Source organism: Jidongwangia harbinensis (genome assembly GCF_020216025.1).
Classification (GTDB): domain Bacteria; phylum Actinomycetota; class Actinomycetes; order Mycobacteriales; family Micromonosporaceae; genus Actinoplanes; species Actinoplanes harbinensis.
In genome coordinates this window covers 43372-65321 of sequence record NZ_JAIWNC010000022.1, presented here as the reverse complement: position 1 = coordinate 65321, position 21950 = coordinate 43372, and the positions used below count along the sequence as shown (strand labels likewise).

Sequence of the window (21950 nt, the reverse complement as noted above, 5' to 3'; positions counted from 1 at the left end):
CCGGGCTAGGCCGTCTGCTGCAACGTCGGACCGTGTTCGGCACGCACCTTCGCCGACGCGACTACCGCCTCGAATTCCCGGCAGGCCGCATCCACCTTCTGAGAAAACGCATACTCCGGACTGTCCGCCGGAAGCGACTCACGGCCGAACTCGGCTGCCCGCCAGTAGCTTCGCATCAAGGGACTGGTGAACAGGTACCGCAGGCTCGCGGTGACTTGCTCATCACTGTAGTTGCCGTCCTGCAGTGCCCGGAACTGGAACTGACAGATGATGTTCGCGTAGAGATATTGACGATTCAGTTCGGGCGGCAGATCGGGTTCGTACGGCGGCCACACCTCGGCCAACTCCGGATCCTCGATGCTGAGCTTCAGTATCTCGAGATGCAGCATCCCCAGATTTGCTGCCGCGGTCCGCTGCAGTTCGAGGTGATTGCTGACCAGGGACTGACGTTGATGTTCCAGCTCCTTGCGACCCTGGCGCATCTCTTGATATTGCATCCGGGCCGTCACGACCACCGCAAGGAGGGTCAATCCCCCAATGATTGAGCTGAACGCACCGAAGGTTTCGCCGACGTCGCTCCATTTGCTCCAATCCGCTACGGCGCCCCGGCTGGCCAGAAGACTGGCGACACTTACTCCGGCCAGTAACGTCACGGCTGTCACCATGCACACGGCCATGCTCCACGCGACGGCCCGGACAGGTATCGGCGTTCGGCGACCGCGCACGCCAGCTTCAGTTGATGTCATGGTGCCTCAATCCACGGCCAACGGAGAAGCCATGGCCGAACTAGGCCACAGCTTTCCCTTGTAGACATAGTGCGTTCTACACCCCTGGAATACCAGAGTCCCGGTCGTAAATGAGTAATCCAACCTGTAGCAGCCATATGGCAAACTGCTTCTTAGCAACCAGTTATGCGGCAACTCACGAAGGTCCGCCGGTCGTTTCTGATCGGCTCAGACTAATCCCGGAACCGACGCGGCTGGCGGGCCCCCGCGTTCTCCTGACCGCGGGGGGCCCGCCGCCCGGCGGGCGCTAGGGTGATCACCGTGCTGCGCCAGGTCACCGCCGTCCGTTACATCACCCCGCTGCGCGAGGGCGGCTCGCTGCCCGGCGTGGTCGAGGCCGACGACCTGGGCACCTACGTGGTCAAGTTCCGCGGCGCCGGCCAGGGCCCCAAGGCGCTGGTCGCCGAGGTCATCGCCGGCGAACTGGCCCGCCGGCTGGACCTCCCGGTGCCGGAACTGGTGGTCACCGACCTGGACCCGGTGGTGGCCCGGGCCGAGCCGGACGAGGAGGTGCAGGCGCTGATCAAGGCGAGCGCCGGCGCCAACCTCGGCATGGACTTCCTGCCCGGATCGCTCGGCTACGACCCGGTCGCCCACCCGGTGGACCCGGAACTGGCCTCCCGGGTGGTCGCGTTCGACGCGTTCGTGGAGAACGTGGACCGCAGCTGGCGCAATCCGAACCTGCTGATCTGGCACGGTCGGCTCTGGCTCATCGACCACGGCGCGACGCTGTACTTCCACCACAACTGGCCGCGGGCGGCGAGCCTGGTGGACCGGCCGTACCGGTGGGACGACCATGTACTGAAGCCGTACGCCACCGCGCTCGGCACGGCCGGTCCGGCGCTGGCCGCCCGGCTCACCCCGGAACTGCTGCGCGACGTGCTCGCGCTGGTGCCCGACGAGTGGCTGGCCGAGTTCGACTTCGACACCGCGGACCAGGCGCGGTCGGCGTACCTCGATCATCTGAGCCGGCGGGCGGCCACGCCCGGGTCCTGGCTGCCGGAGGCGGACCGGGCATGAGAGTCCCCTACGAGTACGCGGCCGTCCAGGCCGTGCCGCGCGTCGAACGCGGCGAGCTGATCAACGTCGGCGTGCTGCTCTACTGCCAGCGCCGCGATTTCCTGGCCGCGGGCATCCATCTGGACGAGGCCCGCCTGCTCGCCCTCGACCCCGGCGCCGACCTGCCCGCGATCCGGTCCGCGCTGGCGTCCTGGCGGAAGACCGCGGACGGCGACGGGGCGTGCGGGACGATGAAGCTGGGCGAGCGGTTCCGCTGGATGGTCGCACCGCGCAGCACGATCCTGCGGGCCGGCCCGGTCCACATGGGTCTGGCCGACGACCCGGCCGCCGAGTTGACCCGTCTCCTCGACCTCCTGGTGCGTTGAGAGGGCAACGGGGAGGCAACCGCCGGTTGCCTCCCCGCCGGGATCACTCCGGTCGGTAGGCCCGGATCACGGTCTGCTCGACCGTGCTCCCTTGGGCCGATTTCGCCCTGGCCCGCAGCGAAACGAACTCCGTGCCCGCCGGGGTGTCCACCGGCACGGCGCCACCGGACACCGACGCAGGTTTCCAGGTCTTGCCGTCGTCGAAGGACACCTCGACGTCGAGTTCCGCGGCCGGAGTCGGCTTGCCGGCCACGTCCCGCACATCGACCGGGAGCTTCCCGGCCGCCGGCGCACCGAAGTGGACCGTGACCAACGGCAACGGCTCCTCCGTGTCGCCCGCCGGACGGGCGGACCGGAACGTCAGCACGGTCGCCGTCCGGATGGCCAGGCCACCGAAGCCACCCTCACTGGTCTGCTCCACCCGATAGTCCGCCGCCTCAGCCGGCTGCCGGTTTGCGCCCACCTCGGCGCGTTCCTCGTCGGCGATCAGTTCGCCGTCGCGGAACAGCTTCGTCCGGGTGGGGAGATCGAAGTGCAGGCCACGGTGCCCGGCCGCGTCGCCGAGCTGCGGCAGGGACACGAACAGGTCGTCACCCAGACGGGTGGAGAGTTCACCGTTGATCGACGGGCCGAACGGTGCCTGCGCCCACACCTGCTTCGTATGCTCGCCGGCCCGGTAGTCCCGCCAAGGTTGCTCGAACTCCGGTCCCCTGAGGAACCCGCTGTCGTTCATCTCCCCGATCTGGAGAACGGTCCGCCAGCGGAGATCGTCGTCGATGCTGTAGTGGTTGATCCGATCCGCTGATCCAGCACGGATGCCGACCTCGATGTCACTCGTGGCGTAGAAGTCCTCGACGGGGTCGGTTCCCGGGCGGCTCTCCGGAGCCGCTTGGACGAGTTGGCTGGCTTTCAGGCCGGCTGCCGGAGCGCGAACGTCCTGCGTTTCGGTGGCGAACTCTTGCTCGGTGTACCGGCGGTGGTAACCGGCCAGGAGCTGATCGCCGGGCATCCGGTCGACGACGAAGTACGCGTACGGACTGTCCTCCTCGGACCCGGGCCGAGTCCAGCGGCTGGTCACCGAGCCGATGACGTCGGTCACGCCTACGCGTGCACCGACCTCCCCGATGCGCAGGCCGTCGAAGCCCTGCTGGCGCACCGCGAACTCCGCGGGTGTGCCGTCGATCTTCATCGTCATGCCGGCGGACGCATGGCCGACCTCGGCGCCGGGCTCGGGAATCCGCTGCGACACCGGCGTGGCACGCCGGGCGTCGAAGGTGACCTCGGCGTCGCGGTCGGCGACCAACGTCGGCTGATACATCAGAGCCGTCTGCGAGAGGTCTCTGCCGGGCGACGTGTCGATGTCCGAGGTCAGCGTGTAGCGGCCCCTGGGCACCCGGACGGTGACCGTGCCGGATTCGTCGTAGGGCATCCCCATCGGAAAGAACGAGGACGGGTCGTCGAAGATCATGAGGAAGTAGTCCGGCGTCGGCTTCCCGTCCAGTCCGATGTTGTGCACAGTGATGTCGTAGCGCTCGGTCTCCTTGACGATGGCCAGCGGCGTCACCACCCGCTGGTCGCCCGCGGCGGCGATCACCCGGGCGGTGTGGGCGGTGTTCTCCGCCGCCTTCGGCAGCTTGACCGTGACCGGGACCGCCGCCGTTCCGCCGGCCGGCACCTCGATCGTGTCGGCGCCGAGTCCGAAGACACCGGCGCCGCTGCCGGTGATCGCCAGTTTCAGCGTGACGGCCTGTTCGCCGTCGTTGCGGTAGGTCAGCTTCCTGGCGATCTCGACGTCCTTCGTGTGTGGCCACTTCGCCAGGCCGTAGGACACCGACGGCGGGTCGGCGACCACGGTCTGCCCCAGCGCCCGCGTCACGTCGACCCGCCCCGCGCCCTGCTCGAACGCGCCGAGCGCCTCGTCAGGCTGAGCGGAGGCCATCAACGTCGCCTTCAGCCGCGACGCCGTCCAGTCCGGATGCGCCTGTGCGAGCAGCAACGCCGCCCCGGCGACGTGCGGCGCGGCCATCGAGGTGCCGCTCATCGAAAGGTAACCGTCCGGCACGCCAGGCTGTGCCGGCGCACCGGTGACGCTGGATGCCTTGGCCGCCACGATGCCCACACCGGGCGCCGTGATGTCCGGCTTGATCGCCGCGTCGCCCACCCGTGGACCACGGCTGGAGAAGTCGGCGAGCTGGTCCTTGTCGTCGACCGCGCCGACGGACAGCGCCGCGTCGGCGGTGCTCGCCGCCTCGACCGTGGAGGTGCCGTCGCCGGTCCTCCCCGCGTTGCCGGCACAGATCACGAACAGCGCTCCGGTCTCCGCGGTCAGCCGGTTCACCGCCTCCTCGAGCGGTCCCTCGCCGGGCTTGTCGGGCTGGCGGAGGCTCATGTTGACGACGCGGGCCTTCCGCTCGACGGCGGCCCACTGCATGCCGGCGAGTATCGCCGAGTCCGGGCAGTCGCCCTGGCCGCAGACGACGCCCGAGAGGATCTTCGCCTCCGGCGCCACGCCCCGATGCCTGCCGCCGGACGCCTTGCCGTCCCCGGCGATCGTCGCGGCCACGTGGGTGCCGTGCGCCTCACCACCGGCCGGCGGCTCGTCCTCGACGAAGTTCCGCACCGTCACCCGGCCGGCCAGATCGGGATGCTCGGCGTCGACCGCGCTGTCCAGCACGGCGACCGTCATGCCCTTACCCGTGTGGCCGGCCGCCCACCCCGCGGGCGCGCCGATCTGCGGCACACTCACGTCGAGCGCCTGCCGGCTGAGGCCATCCAGCCAGATCTTCCGCACCCCGGCCTCGGCGGTCAAGGACTTCCACAACCCCTGCGTACGCGACTTCGGCACGCTCACCGCGCCGCCACGCACCGCCGGCAACTCCCGGGTCACCCTCGCCCCGACCCGCCCGATCGCCCGCTTCACCGGCGCCGCCGACCGGTAACTCACGATCAGCGGAACGGCCGTCCGCTTCTCGTCGGCATAGCCCGACCGGATCAGCTCGGTCACGTCGAACAGGCGCCGATCGATCTTGCCCGTCCGGATCAGGCGTGCGGCATCGCCCGGAATCACCATCAGACGTCCACCCACCACGGAGGTGGAGAAGGACATTCCCTCCCGGCCCTTACCGGGCACGATGCTCGGCCGGGCGCCGGCCGACCCGGAGACGGTCACCCGGTCGCCGGTCACCAGCGTTACGGTCTGGGTTCCAGCGCGCGTAGCGGCGGCCGGGCGCTGCGGACCCTCCTCCGCGCCGGCCTCCGGTCCGGTCAGATAGACCTGGAAGAGCGCTGCGGAAACGGCCGCGAGAGCCGTCGCGCCGGCGATGACCTTCCGTCGCGTCCCTTTTCGATGTTGGCCACTCATAAGGCGCGACCTTAGAAATGGCGCGCAACGAATTAGATAATAAGCAAATCAATCGGACATGACAGTGGCAGCCGCGGCCGGCCGGCTGCTCACCTGCGGCCGGCGTGCCTGACGGCCAGCGAGGCCGCGGCCGTGACGGCGGCCGCCGAGGCACCCAGCGCCGCACCGACGGCGGCCCGCCCCCAGCGTCCCGGGCCGCCCTCGGCCCGGTGCGCGCTGGCGAACACGTTCCCGTTCTCCGGGCCGGTCGCGGTCCCGGACAGCCCGAACCGGCGCATCAACGGCCCCACGATCGCGTCGTACACCCCGGGCAGCGCCACGAAGCCGAACTCGATCAGCCGGTTCGTGGCCCCGACCGACACCTCGGCCCGGGGCTTGTCGGCGAGCCCGACGATGGCCTCGGCCATCTTCTCCGGCGGGTCGACCGGGGGCGGCGGGCGGCCCACGAAGCCCGCGTAGTTCGCCGCACTGGTGTAGATCGGCGTGTCCACACTGCCCGGCGCCACCGTGCACAGGTGGATGTCCGGGGCGTCCCGCAGTTCCTGGCGCAGTGTCCGGATCAGACCGCGCAGACCCCACTTCGCCGTCACGTACGCCGAGATGTACGGCACCGTGACGTGCGCCAGCAGCGAACTGGTCAGGACCAGCGTGCCACTGCCCTGCTCCCGGAACCGGCGCAGCGCGGCCCGGGCCACGTTCGCGGTGCCGAGCAGGTCCGTGGTGACCACCCGGTCGAAGACGTTGACCGGCAGGTCCTCGAAGCGGCCGTACGCCATCACCGCCGCGCTGTCCACCCACACGTCGATCCGGCCGAACCGCTCCACCGCCGCGGCCGCGAGCGCGTCGACGTCCGCGTACCGGGTCACGTCGGTCGGCACCACCAGCGGGTCGCCGCCGCAGGCCGCGGCCACCGTGGCGAGGTCGGCGGCGCCCCGCGCGGCCAGCACCAGCCGGTCGCCGCGCGCCGCGAAGGCGAGTGCCGCGGCCCGGCCGATCCCGCTCGACGCTCCGGTCAGTACCACCACACGTGAGGTCATGGCCAGGTTCTACCCCGGCGGGCCGGATTCACGCCGCCCGTGGATCTCCGGCCGGATGGCCTTCCCTTCCCGGCCGGAAAGGGCAGACTGGGCCGATGGACCTGCCGATCAACCCGCCCGTGAAGCCGATGCTGGCCAAGCCCGTGGCGGACATCCCGCCGGGGCAGATCTACGAACCGAAGTGGGACGGCTTCCGGTCGATCGTCTTCCGGGACGGCGCCGAGGTGGAGATCGGCAGCCGCAACGAGAAGCCGATGACCCGGTACTTCCCCGAGGTGGTGGAGGCCGTGCTGGCCAACTTCCCGGACCGGGCGGTGATCGACGGCGAGGTGATCGTGGCCGACACCGCGCGCAACACGCTCGACTTCGAGGCCCTGCAGCAGCGCATCCATCCCGCGGCGAGCCGGGTCAAGCTGCTCAGCGAGCAGACCCCGGCCGGCTTCGTGGCGTTCGACCTGCTCGCGATCGGCGACGAGGACCTGACCGAGCGGCCGTTCGCGGAACGCCGGGCCCGGCTCGAGGAAGCGCTGGCCGGGGCCAAGCCGCCGGTCTACGTCACGCCGGCGACCAGCGACCTGGAGACCGCGCGGCGGTGGTTCGCCGAGTTCGAGGGCGCCGGCCTGGACGGCCTCATCGCCAAGCTGCCGGACCTGGTGTACCAGCCGGACAAGCGGGTGATGACCAAGATCAAACATCACCGTACGGCGGACTGCGTGGTCGCCGGATACCGCGTACACAAGTCCGCGGAGAACCGGATCGGCTCGCTGCTGCTCGGCCTGTACGACGAGCGCGGCGTGCTGGCCTCGGTGGGCGTCATCGGGTCGTTCCCGATGGCGGTCCGGGAGGAGCTGTTCGTCGAGTTGCAGCCGCTGGTCACCACGTTCGAGGGCCACCCGTGGAACTGGGCGGCGCACGAATCCGGCGAGCGCACACCCCGCAAGAACGAGGTCAGCCGGTGGAACGCGGGCAAGGACCTGTCGTTCGTACCCCTGCATCCGGACCGGGTGGTCGAGGTCCGCTACGACTACATGGAGGGCGTCCGGTTCCGGCACACCGCCCAGTTCGAACGGTGGCGGCCCGACCGGGACCCGCGGTCCTGCACCTACGAGCAGTTGGAACGCCCGGTGCGGTTCAACCTCGCCGAGGTCCTGACCAGCCGATGACCGCGATTGTCAGACCGACCGGCTAGCCTCGTCCGAGCAAGCCCGCCCGCCGGAAAGGTCATCCCGTGCCGCGTCGCCCCCGCCTGCTCGTTGGTCTGCTCGCCGCCGCCGTCATCGCGACCGCGGGCTGCACGCTGCCGGTGATCGCGCCGGACGGTTCGGATTCGGCCGCCCCCGGCGTCACCGGCAGCAACGCGCCGGCGGTGCCCGGCACCCAGCCCGGCTGGCGGCCGTGCCCCGAGGTGCCGCGCGACCTGGTCGGGCAGGGCGCCGCCACCATGACGTACGAATGCGCCTCGGTCGCGGTCCCGCGCAACTGGGCGTCGCCGCAGGGCGAGACCTACGATGTCGCGCTGATCCGCATCCGGTCCCGCACCCAGCAGAACCGGATCGGCTCGCTGGTGCTCAACCCCGGCGGTCCCGGCGCGTCCGGCATCGACACCGCGGTCTACCTCTCCTACGGCGAACGCCTGGGCGGGCTGCCGACCGCGATCACCAACCGGTTCGACATCGTCGGCTTCGACCCGCGCGGGGTGGGCCGGTCCGCCCCGGTCGAGTGCATCGGCGACGCCGACCACGACCGGTCGTTCGCGTTCACCCCGGACCCGGACACCCAGGCCGAGTTCGACGAGCTGGTGACGCTGAACCGCAAGACCGCCGACGACTGCGGCCGGAAGTACGGCGACCAGCTCGTCAACTTCTCCACCGAGCAGGCCGCCCGCGACATGGACGCGATCCGCGCCGCGGTGGGCGACGCCAAGCTGACCTACCTGGGCTACTCGTACGGGACGCTGCTCGGCGCGACGTACGCGCAGCTGTACCCGAAGAACGTCCGGGCCCTGGTGCTGGACGGCGCGATCGACCCGCGGCAGGACCTCATCGCCGGCTCGGAGGCCCAGGCGAAGGGCTTCGAGCGGGCGTTCACCAACTTCACCAACTGGTGTGGCCGCACCCCGGCCCGCTGCCCGATCGCGCCGGACGCCCGCGGCGCGGTCACCGACGCGCTGGCCAAGGCGGAAGCCTCACCGGTACGCGGCAGCGACGGCCGGTCCGCCACCGCCGGCTGGATCTTCGTGGCCGTGGTCTCCTCGCTCTACACCGAGACCGGCTGGGCGGCACTGGCCAAGGCCGTCGACAATCTCCAGGCCGGCGACCCCAAGGGCATCTTCGCGCTGGCCGACCAGTACACCGACCGCACTCCCAACGGCACCTACTCCAACCTGTTCGACGCCAACCTCGCGGTGAACTGCGCGGACGCCGGGACCGCGCCGCCGCTGGAGCGGATCCGGCAGTTGCAGGGCGAGTGGCGCACGAAGTACCCGCTGTTCGGCGCCCCGCTGGCGACCGGCATGATCTCGTGCTCGCTGTGGCCCGGCAAGCGCGACCCGTACCCGACCGGCCCGGCGACGGGCGCGCCGCCGATCCTCGTGGTGGGCACCACCGGCGACCCGGCCACGCCGTACGAGAACACTCCCGCGCTGGCCGGCATGCTGGGCACCGGCCGCGTGCTCACCTGGGAGGGCGAGGGCCACACGGCGTACCCGTCCACGCCGTGCATCGCCAACGCCGTGAACGGCTACCTCATCGATCTGAAGCTCCCCCAGGAGGGCCTGCGCTGTCCGGCACGGTGACGCCCTCCCGCTCGGCGAGCGCCTCCAGCAGCGTCCGCACCCGGCGCAGGTTCTGCTTGAGTTCCTCCTGCTCGTCATGCCGGAACGCGTCCGTGTCCACGATCAACTTGCTGGCGAAGTGCGCCGTGATCAGCGGAATCACCAGCAGCACCATGATCGAGATGAGCACGGCCGCGATGATCCGCGCCTGCCAGCTGTCCGGCGAGATGTCGCCGTACCCGACCGTGGAGGCGGTCACCACGGCCCACCACACCGAGTCCCCGAGCGACACGTCCGGCTCGAACTGGTGGTAGAGCAGACCGCAGGTGACGATCAGCAGGAGATACGACAGAATCAGCGTCCGCGGCGAGTTCGCCAGCCAGACCAATCCCCGGTACGCCGCCCGGAACGGCAGCAACAGCGTTCGCATGGCGTCATCGTGCCCGGTCCGTACCCTCCCCCGGCTCAGCCGTTGGTCCGTGTCACCCCCTCCACGCGTCGCCCCCCGTCCCGCGAACACCGAAGCGAACCCGGCACCCGATGACGGCCGGTTGCTACCCGTTCGTTCCGTCGTACTCCCCGCGTCCGCCGGGGCCAGCACCCAACGACGCTGGCGTACCAGTGGAGCGCTCCAGTGGTACACCAACGTGCTTATCGCCGACGCATAACGACGTTGGCGTACCAGTGGTACACGGGTGCGCTTGTCGCCCGTCACAGCGTTGTGTTCCCGTGATCGTTGCGGTGCGCCCGCGGCCGCTGCCGGAACCGCCGCACGGCCTGATCCGATCACCATCGGCACACCCCGGTCGCAGCGCACCAACCTTCCAGAAACACCGCGACGCCGCAGGCCATCCTGAGATCACTGGAACACCAACGTCGCTGCCGGCGCTCCATAACCACCATGGCGTACCAGTGGAGCGCTCCACTGGTACACCAACGTCGTTATCCGGCCACGGCCGGGCAAGCGCCCGCGCCGTGGTGATCATGGTGAGCGACCGGGCGTGGGACGATGAAGCGCGTGGTGAAATTTCGCATCGCCGACCGGTCGGACGTGCCGGCGGTTCTGGATCTGCTGGACGACGACTCGATCAGCCGTACCCGGGAGCGCCTGGTCCCCGCGGGCGACGACGCGGCCGTGTGGGCGGCGTTCGAGGCGATCGACGCCGACCCGCGCAACGAGCTGATCGTGGCGGACGACGACGGCGCCGTGATCGGGACCTGTCAGCTCACGTTCGTACCGTCGCTGAGCCGGGGCGGCGCCGAGCGGCTGATCGTCGAGGCGGTGCGGGTCCGTGATGACCGGCGCGGGCACGGTGTCGGCCGGGCGATGATGCGGTGGGCGCTGGACCGGGGCCGGGAGCGCGGCTGCCGGCTGGCGCAACTCACCTCGGACAAGCGACGGGTGGAGGCGCACCGGTTCTACGAGTCGCTCGGCTTCACCGCGTCGCACGAGGGGATGAAGCTGACGCTCTAGCGAACCCGAAGAGGCCGCCGGCCACCGCGGACGGCACCCTAGGCCTTGCGGTCGCGGTCCTTCGACGGCTGCACGCGCTTCGGCTCGCCCGGCATCTTCGGGTGGTCCGGCGGGTACGGCATGTCGCCCTGCCCGGCCCTCTCGTCGCGTTCGGACCATTTCAGCAGCGGCGTGATGTCGTGCGCCACGTCGTCGATCGCGGCGTGCGGGTCGCCCACCTCGGCGAACCGCTTCGGCACGGTACGCAGGTCGAAGTCGTCCGGTTCCACGTCGGACAGCTCGTCCCAGGTCACCGGCGTGGAGACGGTGGCCCGGGCGTTGGCGCGCAGCGAGTACGCGCAGGCGATGGTGCGGTCCCGGGCCATCTGGTTGAAGTCGAGGAACACCCGGGTGCCCCGTTCCTCCTTCCACCACGCCGTGGTGATCCGGTCCGGGTTGCGGCGTTCCACCTCCCGGGCCAGCGCGATCGCGGCCCGGCGTACCTGGATGAAGTCCCACTCGGGGCGGATCCGTACGTAGACGTGCACGCCGCGCCCGCCGGAGGTCTTCGGGTATCCGGTCCAGCCCAGGTCGGCGAGGACCTCGCGGACCACGCCGGCGGTCCGCACCACGTCGTCGAAGTCGGTGCCGGGTTGCGGGTCGAGGTCGATGCGCAGTTCGTCGGGGTGGTCGACGGCGTCGCGGCGTACCGGCCACGGGTGGAACACGACCGTCCCCATCTGCGCGGCCCAGGCCACGTGGGCGAGGTCGGCGGGGCAGAGCTCGTCGGCGGTACGTCCGCTGGGGAACGTGATCTTCGCGGTCTGCACCCAGTCCGGGACGCCGCGGGTGGAGATCCGCTTCTGGAAGAACATCTCGCCGTCGATGCCGTCGGGGAAACGCTGCAGCGTCGTGGGGCGGTTGCCCAGTGCGCGCAGGATGCCGTCGCCGACCGCCCGGTAGTACTCGAAGACGTCCCGCTTGGTGTAGCCCTTGCGGGGGAAGCAGACCTTGTCGGGGCTGGTCAGCCGCACGGTGTGGCCGGCGATCTCGATCTCTTCGGCGGCGGCTCTGCTCGGGGACATGATCCGACCCTATGCCACCACCGGCCCGCCTCCGGGGTGACCGCCGGGCACGTCCGGAGAAACGAACAGGCCGCCGGCCACGTCCAGGGAAACGAACGGGCGCCGGGCACGTCCGGGGAACGAACGGGCGCCGGGCACGTCCGGGGAACGAACGGGCCGTCCGGCGGCAGCCGGACGGCCCGGGTAATCCGTTCGGGTGATCAGGCGGTGCGACGGCGCCGGGTGTACCAGACGGTGAACGCACCGCCGGCCACCAGCAGCGCACCCAGCGAGACCGTGGCGGCCATCGGCGCGCCGGTCAGCGGCAGCGTGCCGCCCGCGCTCACCCCGCCGGGCGTGGCCGGCGACGTGGCGGGGCTGACTCCACCCGGCGGCACCGTGTCGGTGGTGCCGGTCGGCGGCGTGGTGGCCGGGCTCTCCCCGCCGTAGCCGGGGTTGCCGCGGTCATCGTCGTCGTCCGCGCCACCGTTGTCGGCACCCGCACCGGGGCCGTTGCCGGACCCGTTGTCGTCCGTGCCGTTGTCGTCGGTCGGGGCCGGGCTCATCGGCGGCGTGGCGGGCGTTTCGTCGTCCGGCCCGTAGCCGTCGCACTTGGTGCGGGGGTCGGGGCACGGCGTCGCCGTCGCGGCGATCTGCCCGGCACGGTCCGCGACGTCTCCGGTGGCATAGGCGGGAGCCCCGGTGAAGGCGAGTGCGGCTAGGGCCGAGACGCCGACCGCGGGCAGTCCTGCGGCCAACCGGCGCGTCAAACTCATGAGGAGTATCCGATCTGTTGCTGTAGGTCCGTTTCCGTCCGGGGGAGTTTAACCACTAATGTCCAATTCCTTGGCATCCGGGCCCCGGCGGGTCGATCAACTGGGTACGCCACCGAAGCGATGACTACGCCAAAGGTGGGACAGCGCGAAGACCTTCATCTCGAACCGCGGGTCGGCCGCGAAGAATTCTCCGGTGTAGGGCGCGGTGAGTTGCTTGCTCGCGCCCGACGACAGATAGACCGAGACGACGGTACGACCGCCGCGCCGCTCGGCCCGCAGATCCACCACCCGGCTCCACGGCTCCACCTCGGCGGCGAACGGCGATTCGGTACGGATGCCGCCCGCGTCCACCACCGTGCCGGCCCGGCGGCGCCAGAGCAGGCCGACCGGCGCACCGGCGAGGCTCGGGCCGAGCGCCAGGAGCAGCCAGCACCGGGTCGGCAGCGACGGTGCGCCCGCCAGCGTGGCGAGCAGCGCGACCGATACACCGACCGCCGAGAGGAGAACGCCGAGGTAGAGGCCACGAGCGAGAGACTGCTGCCAGGTGGGCCGGAAGCTGGCTGCCGATGCATCTTCCATGCCAGGTGTAACGAGGGTGCGCGGACCCGATCTCGCACCCGACGTGCGTCACCGGCGTCCGACGTACCGTGGAGGCATGGCTACCGACGAGACCACCCTGCCCACCACCGAGGACGAGTGGCGGGTCCGCCTCACGCCGGCCGAGTTCCGGGTCCTGCGTCAGGCCGGCACCGAACCCGCCTGGACCGGTGAGTACGTCAGCACCAAGACCCCCGGCATGTACCAGTGCCGCGCCTGCGGTGCCCAGCTCTACCCGAGCGACACCAAGTTCGACAGCAACTGCGGCTGGCCGTCGTTCGACGACGCCATTCCCGGTGCGGTCAAGGAGATCGAGGACCACAGCCTCGGCATGTCCCGGACCGAGATCCGCTGCGCCCGCTGCGACTCGCACCTCGGCCACGTCTTCCGCGGCGAGGGGTTCACCCCGAAGAACACCCGGCACTGCGTGAACAGCCTGTCGATCCGGCTGGACCCGCAGGCCTGACCGCCCGTCCCGGCGCGGTCGTCGCGCTCGCCTGCACCGCCCAGTTCGTCGACGTCGTCGGCGTCACGGTCCTGATCGTGGCCCTGCCACTGATCCAACGCGATCTCGGCCTGGACGCCGGCACGCTGTCCTGGGTGGCGGCCGGCTACGCGCTGACGTTCGGCGGCTTCCTGGTGGCCGGCGGCCGGGCCGCCGACCGCTACGGGCGCCGGCCGATGTTCGCCGGCGGCAACGCGCTGATCGCGGCCGGGTCCCTGGTCTGTGCGCTGGCGCCGGCCGGCTGGGTCCTGCTGGCCGGCCGCGCCGCCCAGGGACTGGGTGCGGCGTTGTCCGTGCCGGCCGCGCTGGCCGCGGTGCTGGCGGTGGTGCCGCCCGGCGTCCGGCGCGGGCGCGCCCTCGGCCTGTGGACCATGGCTGGCGCGGCCGGAGGTGCGTCCGGGTTCGTGCTCGGCGGGCTGATCAGCGAGTACGCCGGGTGGCGCTGGCTGTTCGCGGTGATCGGTCCGCTGACCCTGGCGGCGGCCATGCTCACCCCGCTCGTGCTGCCACCGCCGGTGGCGCCGGACCTGAAGCCCAAGCTGGCCCGGTACGGCAACACCACCACCGCGCGGTACCCGAGCGGCTCGCGCAAGTGGGAGCGGGCGCAGCCGGCGCCGGGCCGGTCCGGACCCGGAGACCGCGGCCGGCTGGACCTGGCCGGCGCGCTGCTCAGCACGCTCTCCGCGGTCCTGCTGATCCTCGGTTTCACGCGCGCCGAGGGCGGCGGCTTCGCCGATCCGTGGGCGTGGGCGCCGCTGCTGCTGGCGCCGCTCGCCGTGCTGGCGTTCCTGGCGGTGGAACGGCGGGTGCCCGATCCGCTGGTACCGCCCGGCATCTGGTCGGTGCGGTCGTTCCGGGCCGGCGCCGCCGTGGCCGCCGTCCTCACCGCGACCACCAGCGGGGCCGCGGTGATCGGCACGCTGTTCCTGCAGGACGTGCTGGAGGTGTCCGCGGCCGCGTCCGGCGCCGGGTTCCTGCTGTTCAGCGCGGGCGTGGTGGCCGCGTCGACGGCCGTGCCCGCGGTGCTGCGCCGGATCGGGCCGGTGTCCGCCATGAGTACCGGCCTCGGGGCGGTGGCGGCGGCGCTCGGGCTGCAGGCCGTGGCCGTGGCGCAGGAGTCGTTTCCGCTGCTGCTCGCGGGCCTGGCCGGTGCCGGGCTGGGGCTCGGCGTGGCGTCGGTGGCCTCCACCACCCATGGCACCGCGACCGTCGACGAGTCCACCGCCGGGCTGGTCGGCGGGCTGCTGAACGCGGCGGCCCAGATCGGCACCGCGATCGGGATCGCGGTGCTGCTGCTGGTGGCGTCGGTCCGGCCGGGACCGGCCGGACAGGCGACCGCCTTCACCGCGGCGTCGGCGGTCGCCGCCCTGAGTGCCCTGACCCTGGCCGTGCGCGCCCGGCGGTGAGCCGGGCGGTCAGCTCGCCCAGGAGTCGCTCATCTCGGAGATCTGATGGTTCATCGCGGCCAGGTCCCGTTGCGGACGGCCGGCGTCCGGGTCGGGCGGGTTCTGCCGCGGCGCGGCCTCGAAACCCAGTTCCGCGCCGAGGTGCTCCCAGCGCTCGAAGAGCACCTGGCCCAACAGCACTTCCTTGACGTCCTTGTGTGCGGCGCGGAGCTCCTCCAGCGCCGACACGTAACGCTCCACCTTTTTGCCCAGGTCAGTAGCCAAGTCAATGGTCATGACCTCAGGCTAGCCAATTATGAAGCCTGCTCAGGTTGATATGCGGAAGTCCGGATTGCGGCGGCGGAGATCCGCCGCCGCGACCCCGTCCGTCAGCTCCGGAGCTTGCCGCCGATCGTGACCACCCGCTGCGCGAGGTGGTCGAGCGCCGCGTGCTGCACCTCGGTCAGCGGGGCGTCGTTGGTGCCGCCGGTGACGTGCGAGACGCCGTACGGGTTGCCGTCCGCGAACTTCAGCGGGTCGGTGTAGCCGGGCGCCACCACGATGCCACCGAAGTGGTGGATCGTGTTGTACAGCGCCAGCAGCGTCGACTCCTGGCCGCCGTGCGCCGTCATGGTGGACGTGAAGCCGGCGTACGCCTTGTCGGCGAGCAGGCCCTGCTGCCACTGCGGCCCGAGCGTGTCCAGGAACTGCTTGAGCTGGCTGGCCACGTTGCCGTACCGGGTCGGCGTGCCGAACAGCACGGCGTCGGCCCACACCACGTCGTCGCCGGTGGCCTTGGGCTCGTCCTTGGTCGCGTCGAAGTGCTGGCTCCAGGCCGCGTTGGAAGCGATCGCCTCGGCCGGCGCCAGTTCCGCCACCTGCCGCAGGCGTACCTCGGCACCGGCCTTCTCGCCGGCCGCGCGCAGCCGCTCGGCCATCGCGTGGATGGTGCCGGTGGACGAGTAATAGATGATCGAAAGCTTGACGTTCGCCACGAGTAGACCCTCCGATGATTGCATCGTCAAACAACGATCGTTCCCCCGCGGGCCGCGATCAAACGCTAGACGCGAAGCTCACTGCCGTGCGGGCCGATCGCGTCGGCGTGCTCGTCGTCCAGCCACACACCGCCCGCGCCCAGATAGCGGAAGCGGTACTCGCCCGGCTCGAGCTGCACGCTGATGGTCCGGGTGCCGTCGCGACGCGCGATCAGCTCGTGCGTGCCGGGCTGCCAGTCGTTGAACGTGCCGACCACGCTCACCGGGCCGGCGGGCTGGTCGGCGGGCAGGCAGAAGGTGATGCGGGTCTTGTTCCCGAACAGCTTGCTGCGCTTGATCATGGTGTCCTCCACACAGGGCCGGGACTCCATGCTGACAACGGACGGTCGACAATGCGTGACGACGCGCCGCTCTACAATGCGGCGATGCACCCCGAAACCACCGATGAGCTGCGCGTTGCCTCGTTCCGCGACCTCGACACCACGACGCTGTACGCGTTGCTGAAGCTGCGCACCGACGTGTTCGTAGTGGAACAGAACTGCGTCTACGCCGACCTCGACGGCCGGGACACCGAGCCCGGCACCCGCCACGTGTGGATCTCCCGTGGCGACCAGATCGCCGGGTACCTCCGGATCCTGGACGACGGCGACGCCCAGCGGATCGGCCGGGTCGTGGTCGCGCCCGCCGCCCGCGGCGCCGGCCTCGCCCAGCGGCTGATGACCGAGGCGCTGACCGTGATCGGCAACCGGCCCAGCGTGCTCGACGCCCAGGCGCACCTGGCCCCCTTCTACGCCGGGCTCGGCTACCGGCAGACCGGACCGGAATACCTGGAGGACGGCATCCCGCACGTGCCCATGGTCAGGGCAGCGCCGCAACCAGCTCGGTGACCGAACGCCGGCGTCCGGTGTAGAACGGCACCTCCTCGCGCACGTGCCGGCGCGCGCCGGACGCCCGCAGGTCCCGCATCAGGTCCACGATCCGGTACAGCTCGTCCGCCTCGAACGCGAGCATCCACTCGTAGTCGCCGAGCGCGAACGACGCCACCGTGTTGGCCCGCACGTCCGGGTACCCGCGCGCCATCCGGCCGTGCTCGGCCAGCATCGCCCGCCGCTCCTCGTCCGGCAGCAGGTACCACTCGTAGGAGCGCACGAACGGGTACACGCAGATGTACGGGCGGGCCGGTTCGCCGGCCAGGAACGCCGGCAGGTGGCTCTTGTTGAACTCGGCCGGCCGGTGCAGCGCCATCTGAGACCAGACCGGTGCCAGGTGCCGGCCCAGCGCGGTGCGGCGGAACAGCCCGTACGCCTCCTGCAGCGCGTCCGGCGACTCGGCGTGCCACCACACCAGGACGTCGGCGTCGGCACGCAGCCCCGCCACGTCGTAGGTGCCCCGCACCACGACGTCCTTGCCGGCCAGCTGCTCGAACAGCGTGTCCACCTCGCCCGCCACGTCCTCCCGCAACGCCGGCAGCGGCGACGCGGCCCGGAAGACCGACCACATGGTGTACCGGATGGTGGCGTTCAGCTCGTTGATCCGGGCGGCGTTGCTCTGCGACTGCTCACTCATGAATCCTCCAGGTACTTGCACAGGTCGTCGGCGGCGCCCTCGCCGCTGGCCACGCAGGCCGGAATGCCCACACCGTCGTACGCCGCCCCGGCCAGCGCCAGTCCCGGAGCCAGGCCGGCCCGGGCGGCGGCGACCCGTTCCGGATGCCGCGGCGCGTACTGCGGCAACCCGCCACCCCAGCGCTGCACCCACGCGGCGGCGGGCGGCGGCAGCGGCCCGCCGGTCAGCCGGCCCAGCTCGTCGTGCGCCAGCGCGATCAGCGTGGCGTCGTCGCGGTGCAGCAGCTCCTCCTCGCCGGCCCGGCCCAGCGACGCCCGCACGATCACCGGACCGCCGTCCCGGCGCAGGTGCGCCCACTTGCGGGTGACGAACGTGGCGGCCTTGACCAGCGTGCCCTCGCCGGGCGGGACCAGGAACCCGGACAGCTCGGGCAACGGCGTGTCCGGCGGAAGCGCCATCCCGACCAGCGCCACGCTCGCGTAGTCCAGCGCGCCGACCGCCTCCGCGCCGGCCACGTCGTGCGCGCTGGCCAGCAGACGCGCGGCGGGCTTCGCGGGCACGGCCAGCACCACCGCGTCCACGTCGTCGGTGTGCGGCGCCGGCACCGGACCGAGCAGCAGCCGCCAGCCGTGCGGAGTGCGGGCCAGCTCGCGTACCGGCAGGCCCAGGCTGATCCGCGCGCTGCTCGCCGCCGCGGCCGCCGCCACCAGCCGGTTCAGCCCGCCCGCGACGGTGGCGAAGACCGGCCGGCCGGGCACCCGCACGGACGCGGCCTGGGCGGTGCGTACCGCGGCGGACAGGGTGTGCTCGGTGCGCGCGGCGGCGGCCAGCGCGGGCAGGGTGGTGGTCAGCGAGAGCCGGTCGGCGCGGCCCGCGTACACGCCGCCCAGCAGCGGATCGACCAGCCGGTCGACCACCTCGTCGCCGTACCGGGCGCGCACCAGCGCACCCACGGTGACATCCTCGTCCGGGCCGAGCAGCGGTCGCCCGTCGTCGTGGTCCGGGCCGTCCCATTCCCGGGGTACGCCCATCAGGGTCCCCGCCGGCACCGGCTCCAGCCGCCCGCCGGTGGCGAACGCGGCCGGCACCGCCGACGGGTGCACCAGCGCGTCGCCCAGCCCCAGCCGCCGGGCCAGCCGCACGGCCGCGGAGTCGGTCCCGTCCGGCGCGCTCACCAGGAACGATTCCGCGCCCCGCTCCACCGTGGCGCCGGCCAGGTCGCCGGTGCGCAGCTTGCCGCCGAGCACGCCGCTCTGTTCGTACACGATGATCTCGGTGTCCCGCGGCGCCCGGTCCCGGATCCGCACCGCGGCGGCCAGCCCGGCGATCCCGCCGCCGACGACCGCTACCCGCTTCCGCACGCTCTCCACAGTCTCAGGTCGCGCACCTCCACGGCCAGCGGGGTCGTCCAGTGTGACGGCCGCCGTCAGCGGGAGTGGATGAACGACACCAGCCGGGTCAGGACGTCGGGGTCGGTCTCCGGGAGCACCCCGTGCCCCAGGTTGAACACGTGACCCGGCGCCGCGCGCCCCTGGTCCAGCACCCGGGCCGCCTCGGCCTGGACCACCGGCCACGGCGCGAACAGCACCGCCGGGTCGAGGTTGCCCTGCACCGCCCGGTCCGCGCCGATCAGCCCGGTGGCCTGGTCCAGCGGGGTACGCCAGTCGACGCCCACCACGTCCGCGCCCGCCTCGCCCATCGCGGACAGCAGGATCGCGGTGCCGACGCCGAAGTGGATGCGCGGTACCCCGGCGCCGGCCAGCCCGCCCAGCACCGCGGCGGAGTGCGGCAGGACGTACCGGCGGTAGTCGGCCTCGGAGAGCGCGCCGGCCCAGGAGTCGAAGAGTTGTACCGCGCTCACCCCGGCCGCCACCTGGACCCGCAGGAACGCCAGCGTGATGTCGGCGAGCAGGCCGCAGAGCGTGTGCCAGAGGTCCGGGTCGCCGTACATCATCGCCTTGGTCTTCAGGTAGGTCCGCGACGGACCGCCCTCGATCAGGTAGCTGGCCAGCGTGAACGGCGCACCCGCGAAGCCGATCAGCGGGGTGGCGCCGAGTTCGGCGACCAGCATCCGCACCGCCTCGGCGACGAAGTCGACGGCACCGGGCTCGAGCGGGCGGAGCCGTGCGACGTCGGCGGCGCTGCGGACCGGCGACTCCACCACCGGGCCGGTGCCGGCCACGATGTCCAGGTCGATCCCGGCCGCGGCGAGCGGCACCACGATGTCGCTGAACAGGATGGCCGCGTCGACGCCGTGCCGGCGGACCGGCTGCAGGGTGATCTCGGTGACCAGATCCGGGCGCCGGCACGAGTCCAGCATGCCGATGCCTGCCCGGATCTTGCGGTACTCGGGCAGGGACCGCCCGGCCTGCCGCATGAACCAGACCGGCGTGTGCGGCACCGGTTCCCGGCGGCAGGCGCGCAGGAACGCGGAGTCGGCGGGGGTGCCCGTGGCAGTCGTCACCCGCGCCATGGTGCCATGCGCCCGGGATGCCCGAAGAAGCGCGGCGCGGCGATCGACGACGGACCGCGGTCATAGGCATACGCTTCTCTGCATGGCCGCCCCGATCGAAGCACCCGAGGCGTTCTCCAACGCGGTCGCCGGGCTGCGCGCGGCCGTACCCCGGGGCGAGATTCTGCTCGAGGAGATCCCCGCGCCGCAGCGGCTGGCGCCGTTCGGATTCGCGTTGAGCGCGACCGTGCTGCGCGCCGGCGACGAGGTGGCCAGCGGCCGGCTGATCCTGCTGCACGACCCGGCCGGGCACGACTCCTGGCGGGGCGATCTGCGCCTGGTCACACTGGTCACCGCGGAACTGGACGCGGACATGGCCGGTGATCCGCTGCTGCCCGCGGTGGCCTGGACGTGGCTGACCGACGGGCTGGACGCGCACCACGCGGAGTACACCGCGATCGGCGGCACCATCACCCAGACCGCGTCCACCCGGTTCGGCGAGCTGGCCGGGCCGGTGCCGACCGCGGACCTGGAGATCCGCGCCTCCTGGACGCCGACCTCGGACGACCTGGGCGCGCACCTGCACGGCTGGTGCGCGATGCTCGCCTCCACCGCCGGCCTCCCGCCGCCGGGCGTCACGTCCCTGCACGACCGGCAACGGGCCGGCGCGAGCTAACAGACCTCGAACTTCGCGCAGGCGGTCTTGACCGGTACGGCCAGGCCGATGCCCTCCGCGTCGCGGGCCTTGGCGGTGGCCAGGCCGACCACCTCGTCGGCCGCGTTCACCACCGGACCGCCGGAATTGCCCGGGTTGATCGGCGCATCGAACTGGATCGTCGGACCGCCGGAGTCGTCCGGCCGGTACGCGCTGACCACGCCGGTGGTGACCGTGTCCTCCAGGCCGAGCGGCGCGCCCACCACCACGATCTGCTGTCCGGGCTTGACCGTCGCGGCGGCCGTACGCAGGCCCTTGATCTCCCGGTCCGCGCGCAGCAGCGCGAGATCCTCGTCGCGGTCGACCCGCACGATGGTCGCGGACACCCGGGTCTTGCCGCGCTCCAGCGAGACCTTGCGGTTGCCGGACTCCCACACCCCCTCGACCACGTGGAAGTTGGTGAGCAGGTTCGCCTTGCCCTTGGCGGCCTTGTCACCGACCGAGAACGCGGTGCCGGTGAAGTCGCCGGCCCGGACCCGGAACACGCTGGGCAGCACCGCCGACGAGATCGACTCCGGGTCGAAGACGCCGGCCAGTTCCTTCTCCAGCCGTTCGGTGCGGTTGTCCAGCGCCGCGGCGCGTTCCTGTTCGGTGGCGAGCACCTCGGCCAGGTGCGCGTTGGCGCCGTCCATCCGGTGCAGCCGCCACGCCAGCAGGCCCGCGACCAGCACGAGCACCAGGACCAGCGGGAGCACCAGCAGCCGGCCGCGGCGCGCCGGCGGGCGCTCGGGCAGGGTCACCACCGGGTACGCGGGCTGCGGCGCCTCCCGGCTCGCCGGTCGCGGGTGCCCGACGTGCTGCACGCGGCGCTGCCCGGCGCGCCACTGCAGGTCCAGCATCCGGCGCTCGGCGGTGTCCCACTGGGACTCGAACACGCGCTGCTGACCGGTGTCCCAGAGCGGGTCCGGACTGTGCTGCCCGTCGCCCGGCGAGAAAAAATCCGATCGGCGGTGTTCGGCCGACGGCTCGTCGAGGGGGCGATACGGGTCATGCGTTGAGCTCATCCGCCGCGGCCTCCTGTTTCTGCTCGGCCGGTAGTACGGGCGGAACGGCCCCTGCGGACGGGTGTCCGGCACATTGATTCCGGAGCGGGAACAGAAC

Annotated in this window: 23 protein-coding genes; 9 read left to right on the top strand and 14 right to left on the bottom strand. The window is 71.8% G+C overall.

What is annotated here, in order from left to right; all coding sequences use genetic code 11:
• Positions 1–5: 5 nt before the first annotated feature.
• Positions 6–653 carry a DUF6082 family protein gene (locus LDL48_RS25180; protein ID WP_225257686.1) on the bottom strand — a complete coding sequence of 216 codons (648 nt, stop codon included), beginning with the start codon at positions 651–653 and terminating at the stop codon, positions 6–8.
• Positions 654–1046: 393 nt separating this feature from the next.
• On the opposite strand from LDL48_RS25180, the gene LDL48_RS25175 reads away from it, so the two are divergent.
• Positions 1047–1805 carry a HipA family kinase gene (locus tag LDL48_RS25175; RefSeq protein ID WP_225257685.1) on the top strand — a complete coding sequence of 253 codons (759 nt, stop codon included), beginning with the start codon at positions 1047–1049 and terminating at the stop codon, positions 1803–1805.
• Complete coding sequence (locus LDL48_RS25170) at positions 1802–2170, top strand: DUF3037 domain-containing protein (RefSeq protein ID WP_225257684.1); 369 nt, start codon at positions 1802–1804, stop codon at positions 2168–2170. The genes LDL48_RS25175 and LDL48_RS25170 overlap by 4 nt, the downstream gene beginning before the upstream one ends.
• Positions 2171–2213: 43 nt before the next feature.
• On the opposite strand, the gene LDL48_RS25165 is transcribed toward LDL48_RS25170, so the two are convergent.
• Both LDL48_RS25165 and LDL48_RS25160 read right to left on the bottom strand, forming a co-directional pair.
• Entirely contained in the window at positions 2214–5354 is a 3141-nt protein-coding gene (locus tag LDL48_RS25165) for a S8 family serine peptidase (RefSeq protein WP_225257683.1), read from the bottom strand.
• Between the two features lie 266 nt (positions 5355–5620).
• Positions 5621–6568 (bottom strand): SDR family NAD(P)-dependent oxidoreductase, encoded by a 948-nt coding sequence (locus LDL48_RS25160; RefSeq protein ID WP_225257682.1) that lies wholly within the window; start codon positions 6566–6568, stop codon positions 5621–5623.
• Between the two features lie 95 nt (positions 6569–6663).
• Here LDL48_RS25160 and LDL48_RS25155 point away from each other — a divergent pair, with 95 nt between their 5' ends.
• Complete coding sequence (locus LDL48_RS25155) at positions 6664–7731, top strand: ATP-dependent DNA ligase (RefSeq protein ID WP_225257681.1); 1068 nt, start codon at positions 6664–6666, stop codon at positions 7729–7731.
• 65 nt (positions 7732–7796) lie between these two features.
• The gene (locus tag LDL48_RS25150; RefSeq protein WP_372472196.1) at positions 7797–9362 is read left to right on the top strand and encodes an alpha/beta hydrolase; all 1566 of its coding nucleotides are present in this window, start codon (positions 7797–7799) and stop codon (positions 9360–9362) included.
• Here the strand turns inward: LDL48_RS25150 and LDL48_RS25145 are convergent.
• Positions 9313–9771: a potassium channel family protein gene (locus LDL48_RS25145; protein WP_225257680.1), complete on the bottom strand. Its 459-nt coding sequence runs from the start codon at positions 9769–9771 to the stop codon at positions 9313–9315. The genes LDL48_RS25150 and LDL48_RS25145 overlap by 50 nt on opposite strands.
• A 579-nt stretch (positions 9772–10350) precedes the next feature.
• Between LDL48_RS25145 and LDL48_RS25140 the strand changes: the two genes are divergently transcribed.
• Positions 10351–10815: a GNAT family N-acetyltransferase gene (locus LDL48_RS25140; protein ID WP_225257679.1), complete on the top strand. Its 465-nt coding sequence runs from the start codon at positions 10351–10353 to the stop codon at positions 10813–10815.
• A 38-nt stretch (positions 10816–10853) separates the two neighbouring features.
• Here the strand turns inward: LDL48_RS25140 and ligD are convergent, their stop codons facing one another.
• The 3 genes from ligD to LDL48_RS25125 form a co-directional block, all read right to left on the bottom strand.
• Complete coding sequence (ligD, locus tag LDL48_RS25135; RefSeq protein WP_225257678.1) at positions 10854–11879, bottom strand: non-homologous end-joining DNA ligase; 1026 nt, start codon at positions 11877–11879, stop codon at positions 10854–10856.
• Positions 11880–12079: 200 nt separating this feature from the next.
• Complete coding sequence (locus tag LDL48_RS25130; RefSeq protein WP_225257677.1) at positions 12080–12634, bottom strand: hypothetical protein; 555 nt, start codon at positions 12632–12634, stop codon at positions 12080–12082.
• Positions 12635–12730: 96 nt separating this feature from the next.
• Entirely contained in the window at positions 12731–13213 is a 483-nt protein-coding gene (locus LDL48_RS25125) for a hypothetical protein (RefSeq protein ID WP_225257676.1), read from the bottom strand.
• Positions 13214–13289: 76 nt separating this feature from the next.
• Here LDL48_RS25125 and msrB point away from each other — a divergent pair, with 76 nt between their 5' ends.
• Both msrB and LDL48_RS25115 read left to right on the top strand, forming a co-directional pair.
• Positions 13290–13697, top strand: a complete 408-nt coding sequence (gene msrB / locus LDL48_RS25120; RefSeq protein WP_225257675.1) for a peptide-methionine (R)-S-oxide reductase MsrB — start codon at positions 13290–13292, stop codon at positions 13695–13697.
• Positions 13583–15142, top strand: coding sequence for an MFS transporter (locus LDL48_RS25115; RefSeq protein ID WP_225257796.1), 1560 nt, complete (start codon positions 13583–13585; stop codon positions 15140–15142). The genes msrB and LDL48_RS25115 overlap by 115 nt, the downstream gene beginning before the upstream one ends.
• Positions 15143–15151: 9 nt before the next feature.
• On the opposite strand, the gene LDL48_RS25110 is transcribed toward LDL48_RS25115, so the two are convergent.
• From LDL48_RS25110 to LDL48_RS25100, 3 genes are all read right to left on the bottom strand, one after another.
• On the bottom strand, positions 15152–15418 hold the full coding sequence (locus tag LDL48_RS25110) for a hypothetical protein (RefSeq protein ID WP_225257674.1): 267 nt from the start codon (positions 15416–15418) through the stop codon (positions 15152–15154).
• A 92-nt stretch (positions 15419–15510) separates the two neighbouring features.
• Positions 15511–16116, bottom strand: coding sequence for an NAD(P)H:quinone oxidoreductase (gene wrbA, locus LDL48_RS25105; RefSeq protein WP_225257673.1), 606 nt, complete (start codon positions 16114–16116; stop codon positions 15511–15513).
• Positions 16117–16181: 65 nt separating this feature from the next.
• The gene (locus LDL48_RS25100; protein ID WP_225257672.1) at positions 16182–16457 is read right to left on the bottom strand and encodes an isoamylase early set domain-containing protein; all 276 of its coding nucleotides are present in this window, start codon (positions 16455–16457) and stop codon (positions 16182–16184) included.
• Between the two features lie 84 nt (positions 16458–16541).
• Between LDL48_RS25100 and LDL48_RS25095 the strand changes: the two genes are divergently transcribed.
• On the top strand, positions 16542–17003 hold the full coding sequence (locus tag LDL48_RS25095) for a GNAT family N-acetyltransferase (RefSeq protein WP_225257671.1): 462 nt from the start codon (positions 16542–16544) through the stop codon (positions 17001–17003).
• Here LDL48_RS25095 and hemQ read toward each other — a convergent pair.
• From hemQ to hemE, 3 genes are read right to left on the bottom strand one after another with little or no spacing between them, the layout of a single operon-like run.
• On the bottom strand, positions 16975–17682 hold the full coding sequence (hemQ, locus tag LDL48_RS25090) for a hydrogen peroxide-dependent heme synthase (protein WP_225257670.1): 708 nt from the start codon (positions 17680–17682) through the stop codon (positions 16975–16977). The genes LDL48_RS25095 and hemQ overlap by 29 nt on opposite strands.
• The gene (gene hemG / locus LDL48_RS25085) at positions 17679–19052 is read right to left on the bottom strand and encodes a protoporphyrinogen oxidase (RefSeq protein WP_372472195.1); all 1374 of its coding nucleotides are present in this window, start codon (positions 19050–19052) and stop codon (positions 17679–17681) included. Before hemG ends, hemQ begins: the two co-directional genes overlap by 4 nt.
• 56 nt (positions 19053–19108) lie before the next feature.
• Positions 19109–20155 (bottom strand): uroporphyrinogen decarboxylase, encoded by a 1047-nt coding sequence (gene hemE, locus LDL48_RS25080; protein ID WP_372472194.1) that lies wholly within the window; start codon positions 20153–20155, stop codon positions 19109–19111.
• An 82-nt stretch (positions 20156–20237) separates the two neighbouring features.
• On the opposite strand from hemE, the gene LDL48_RS25075 reads away from it, so the two are divergent.
• On the top strand, positions 20238–20810 hold the full coding sequence (locus tag LDL48_RS25075) for a DUF3000 domain-containing protein (protein ID WP_225257667.1): 573 nt from the start codon (positions 20238–20240) through the stop codon (positions 20808–20810).
• On the opposite strand, the gene LDL48_RS25070 is transcribed toward LDL48_RS25075, so the two are convergent.
• Positions 20807–21853: a S1C family serine protease gene (locus LDL48_RS25070; protein WP_225257666.1), complete on the bottom strand. Its 1047-nt coding sequence runs from the start codon at positions 21851–21853 to the stop codon at positions 20807–20809. The two genes, LDL48_RS25075 and LDL48_RS25070, sit on opposite strands and share 4 nt — an antisense overlap.
• Positions 21854–21950 lie beyond the last annotated feature (97 nt).

Bases quoted from the DNA above. Each gene is read 5' to 3' on its own strand.
- LDL48_RS25170 (WP_225257684.1), top strand. From the start codon at position 1,802: ATGAGAGTCCCCTACGAGTACGCGGCCGTCCAGGCCGTGCCGCGCGTC.
- LDL48_RS25160 (WP_225257682.1), bottom strand. From the start codon at position 6,568: ATGACCTCACGTGTGGTGGTACTGACCGGAGCGTCGAGCGGGATCGGC.
- LDL48_RS25155 (WP_225257681.1), top strand. From the start codon at position 6,664: ATGGACCTGCCGATCAACCCGCCCGTGAAGCCGATGCTGGCCAAGCCC.
- LDL48_RS25145 (WP_225257680.1), bottom strand. From the start codon at position 9,771: ATGCGAACGCTGTTGCTGCCGTTCCGGGCGGCGTACCGGGGATTGGTC.
- LDL48_RS25140 (WP_225257679.1), top strand. From the start codon at position 10,351: ATGAAGCGCGTGGTGAAATTTCGCATCGCCGACCGGTCGGACGTGCCG.
- ligD (WP_225257678.1), bottom strand. From the start codon at position 11,879: ATGTCCCCGAGCAGAGCCGCCGCCGAAGAGATCGAGATCGCCGGCCAC.
- LDL48_RS25130 (WP_225257677.1), bottom strand. From the start codon at position 12,634: ATGAGTTTGACGCGCCGGTTGGCCGCAGGACTGCCCGCGGTCGGCGTC.
- LDL48_RS25125 (WP_225257676.1), bottom strand. From the start codon at position 13,213: ATGGAAGATGCATCGGCAGCCAGCTTCCGGCCCACCTGGCAGCAGTCT.
- msrB (WP_225257675.1), top strand. From the start codon at position 13,290: ATGGCTACCGACGAGACCACCCTGCCCACCACCGAGGACGAGTGGCGG.
- LDL48_RS25110 (WP_225257674.1), bottom strand. From the start codon at position 15,418: ATGACCATTGACTTGGCTACTGACCTGGGCAAAAAGGTGGAGCGTTAC.
- LDL48_RS25100 (WP_225257672.1), bottom strand. From the start codon at position 16,457: ATGATCAAGCGCAGCAAGCTGTTCGGGAACAAGACCCGCATCACCTTC.
- LDL48_RS25095 (WP_225257671.1), top strand. From the start codon at position 16,542: ATGCACCCCGAAACCACCGATGAGCTGCGCGTTGCCTCGTTCCGCGAC.
- hemQ (WP_225257670.1), bottom strand. From the start codon at position 17,682: ATGAGTGAGCAGTCGCAGAGCAACGCCGCCCGGATCAACGAGCTGAAC.
- hemE (WP_372472194.1), bottom strand. From the start codon at position 20,155: ATGGCGCGGGTGACGACTGCCACGGGCACCCCCGCCGACTCCGCGTTC.
- LDL48_RS25075 (WP_225257667.1), top strand. From the start codon at position 20,238: ATGGCCGCCCCGATCGAAGCACCCGAGGCGTTCTCCAACGCGGTCGCC.
- LDL48_RS25070 (WP_225257666.1), bottom strand. From the start codon at position 21,853: ATGAGCTCAACGCATGACCCGTATCGCCCCCTCGACGAGCCGTCGGCC.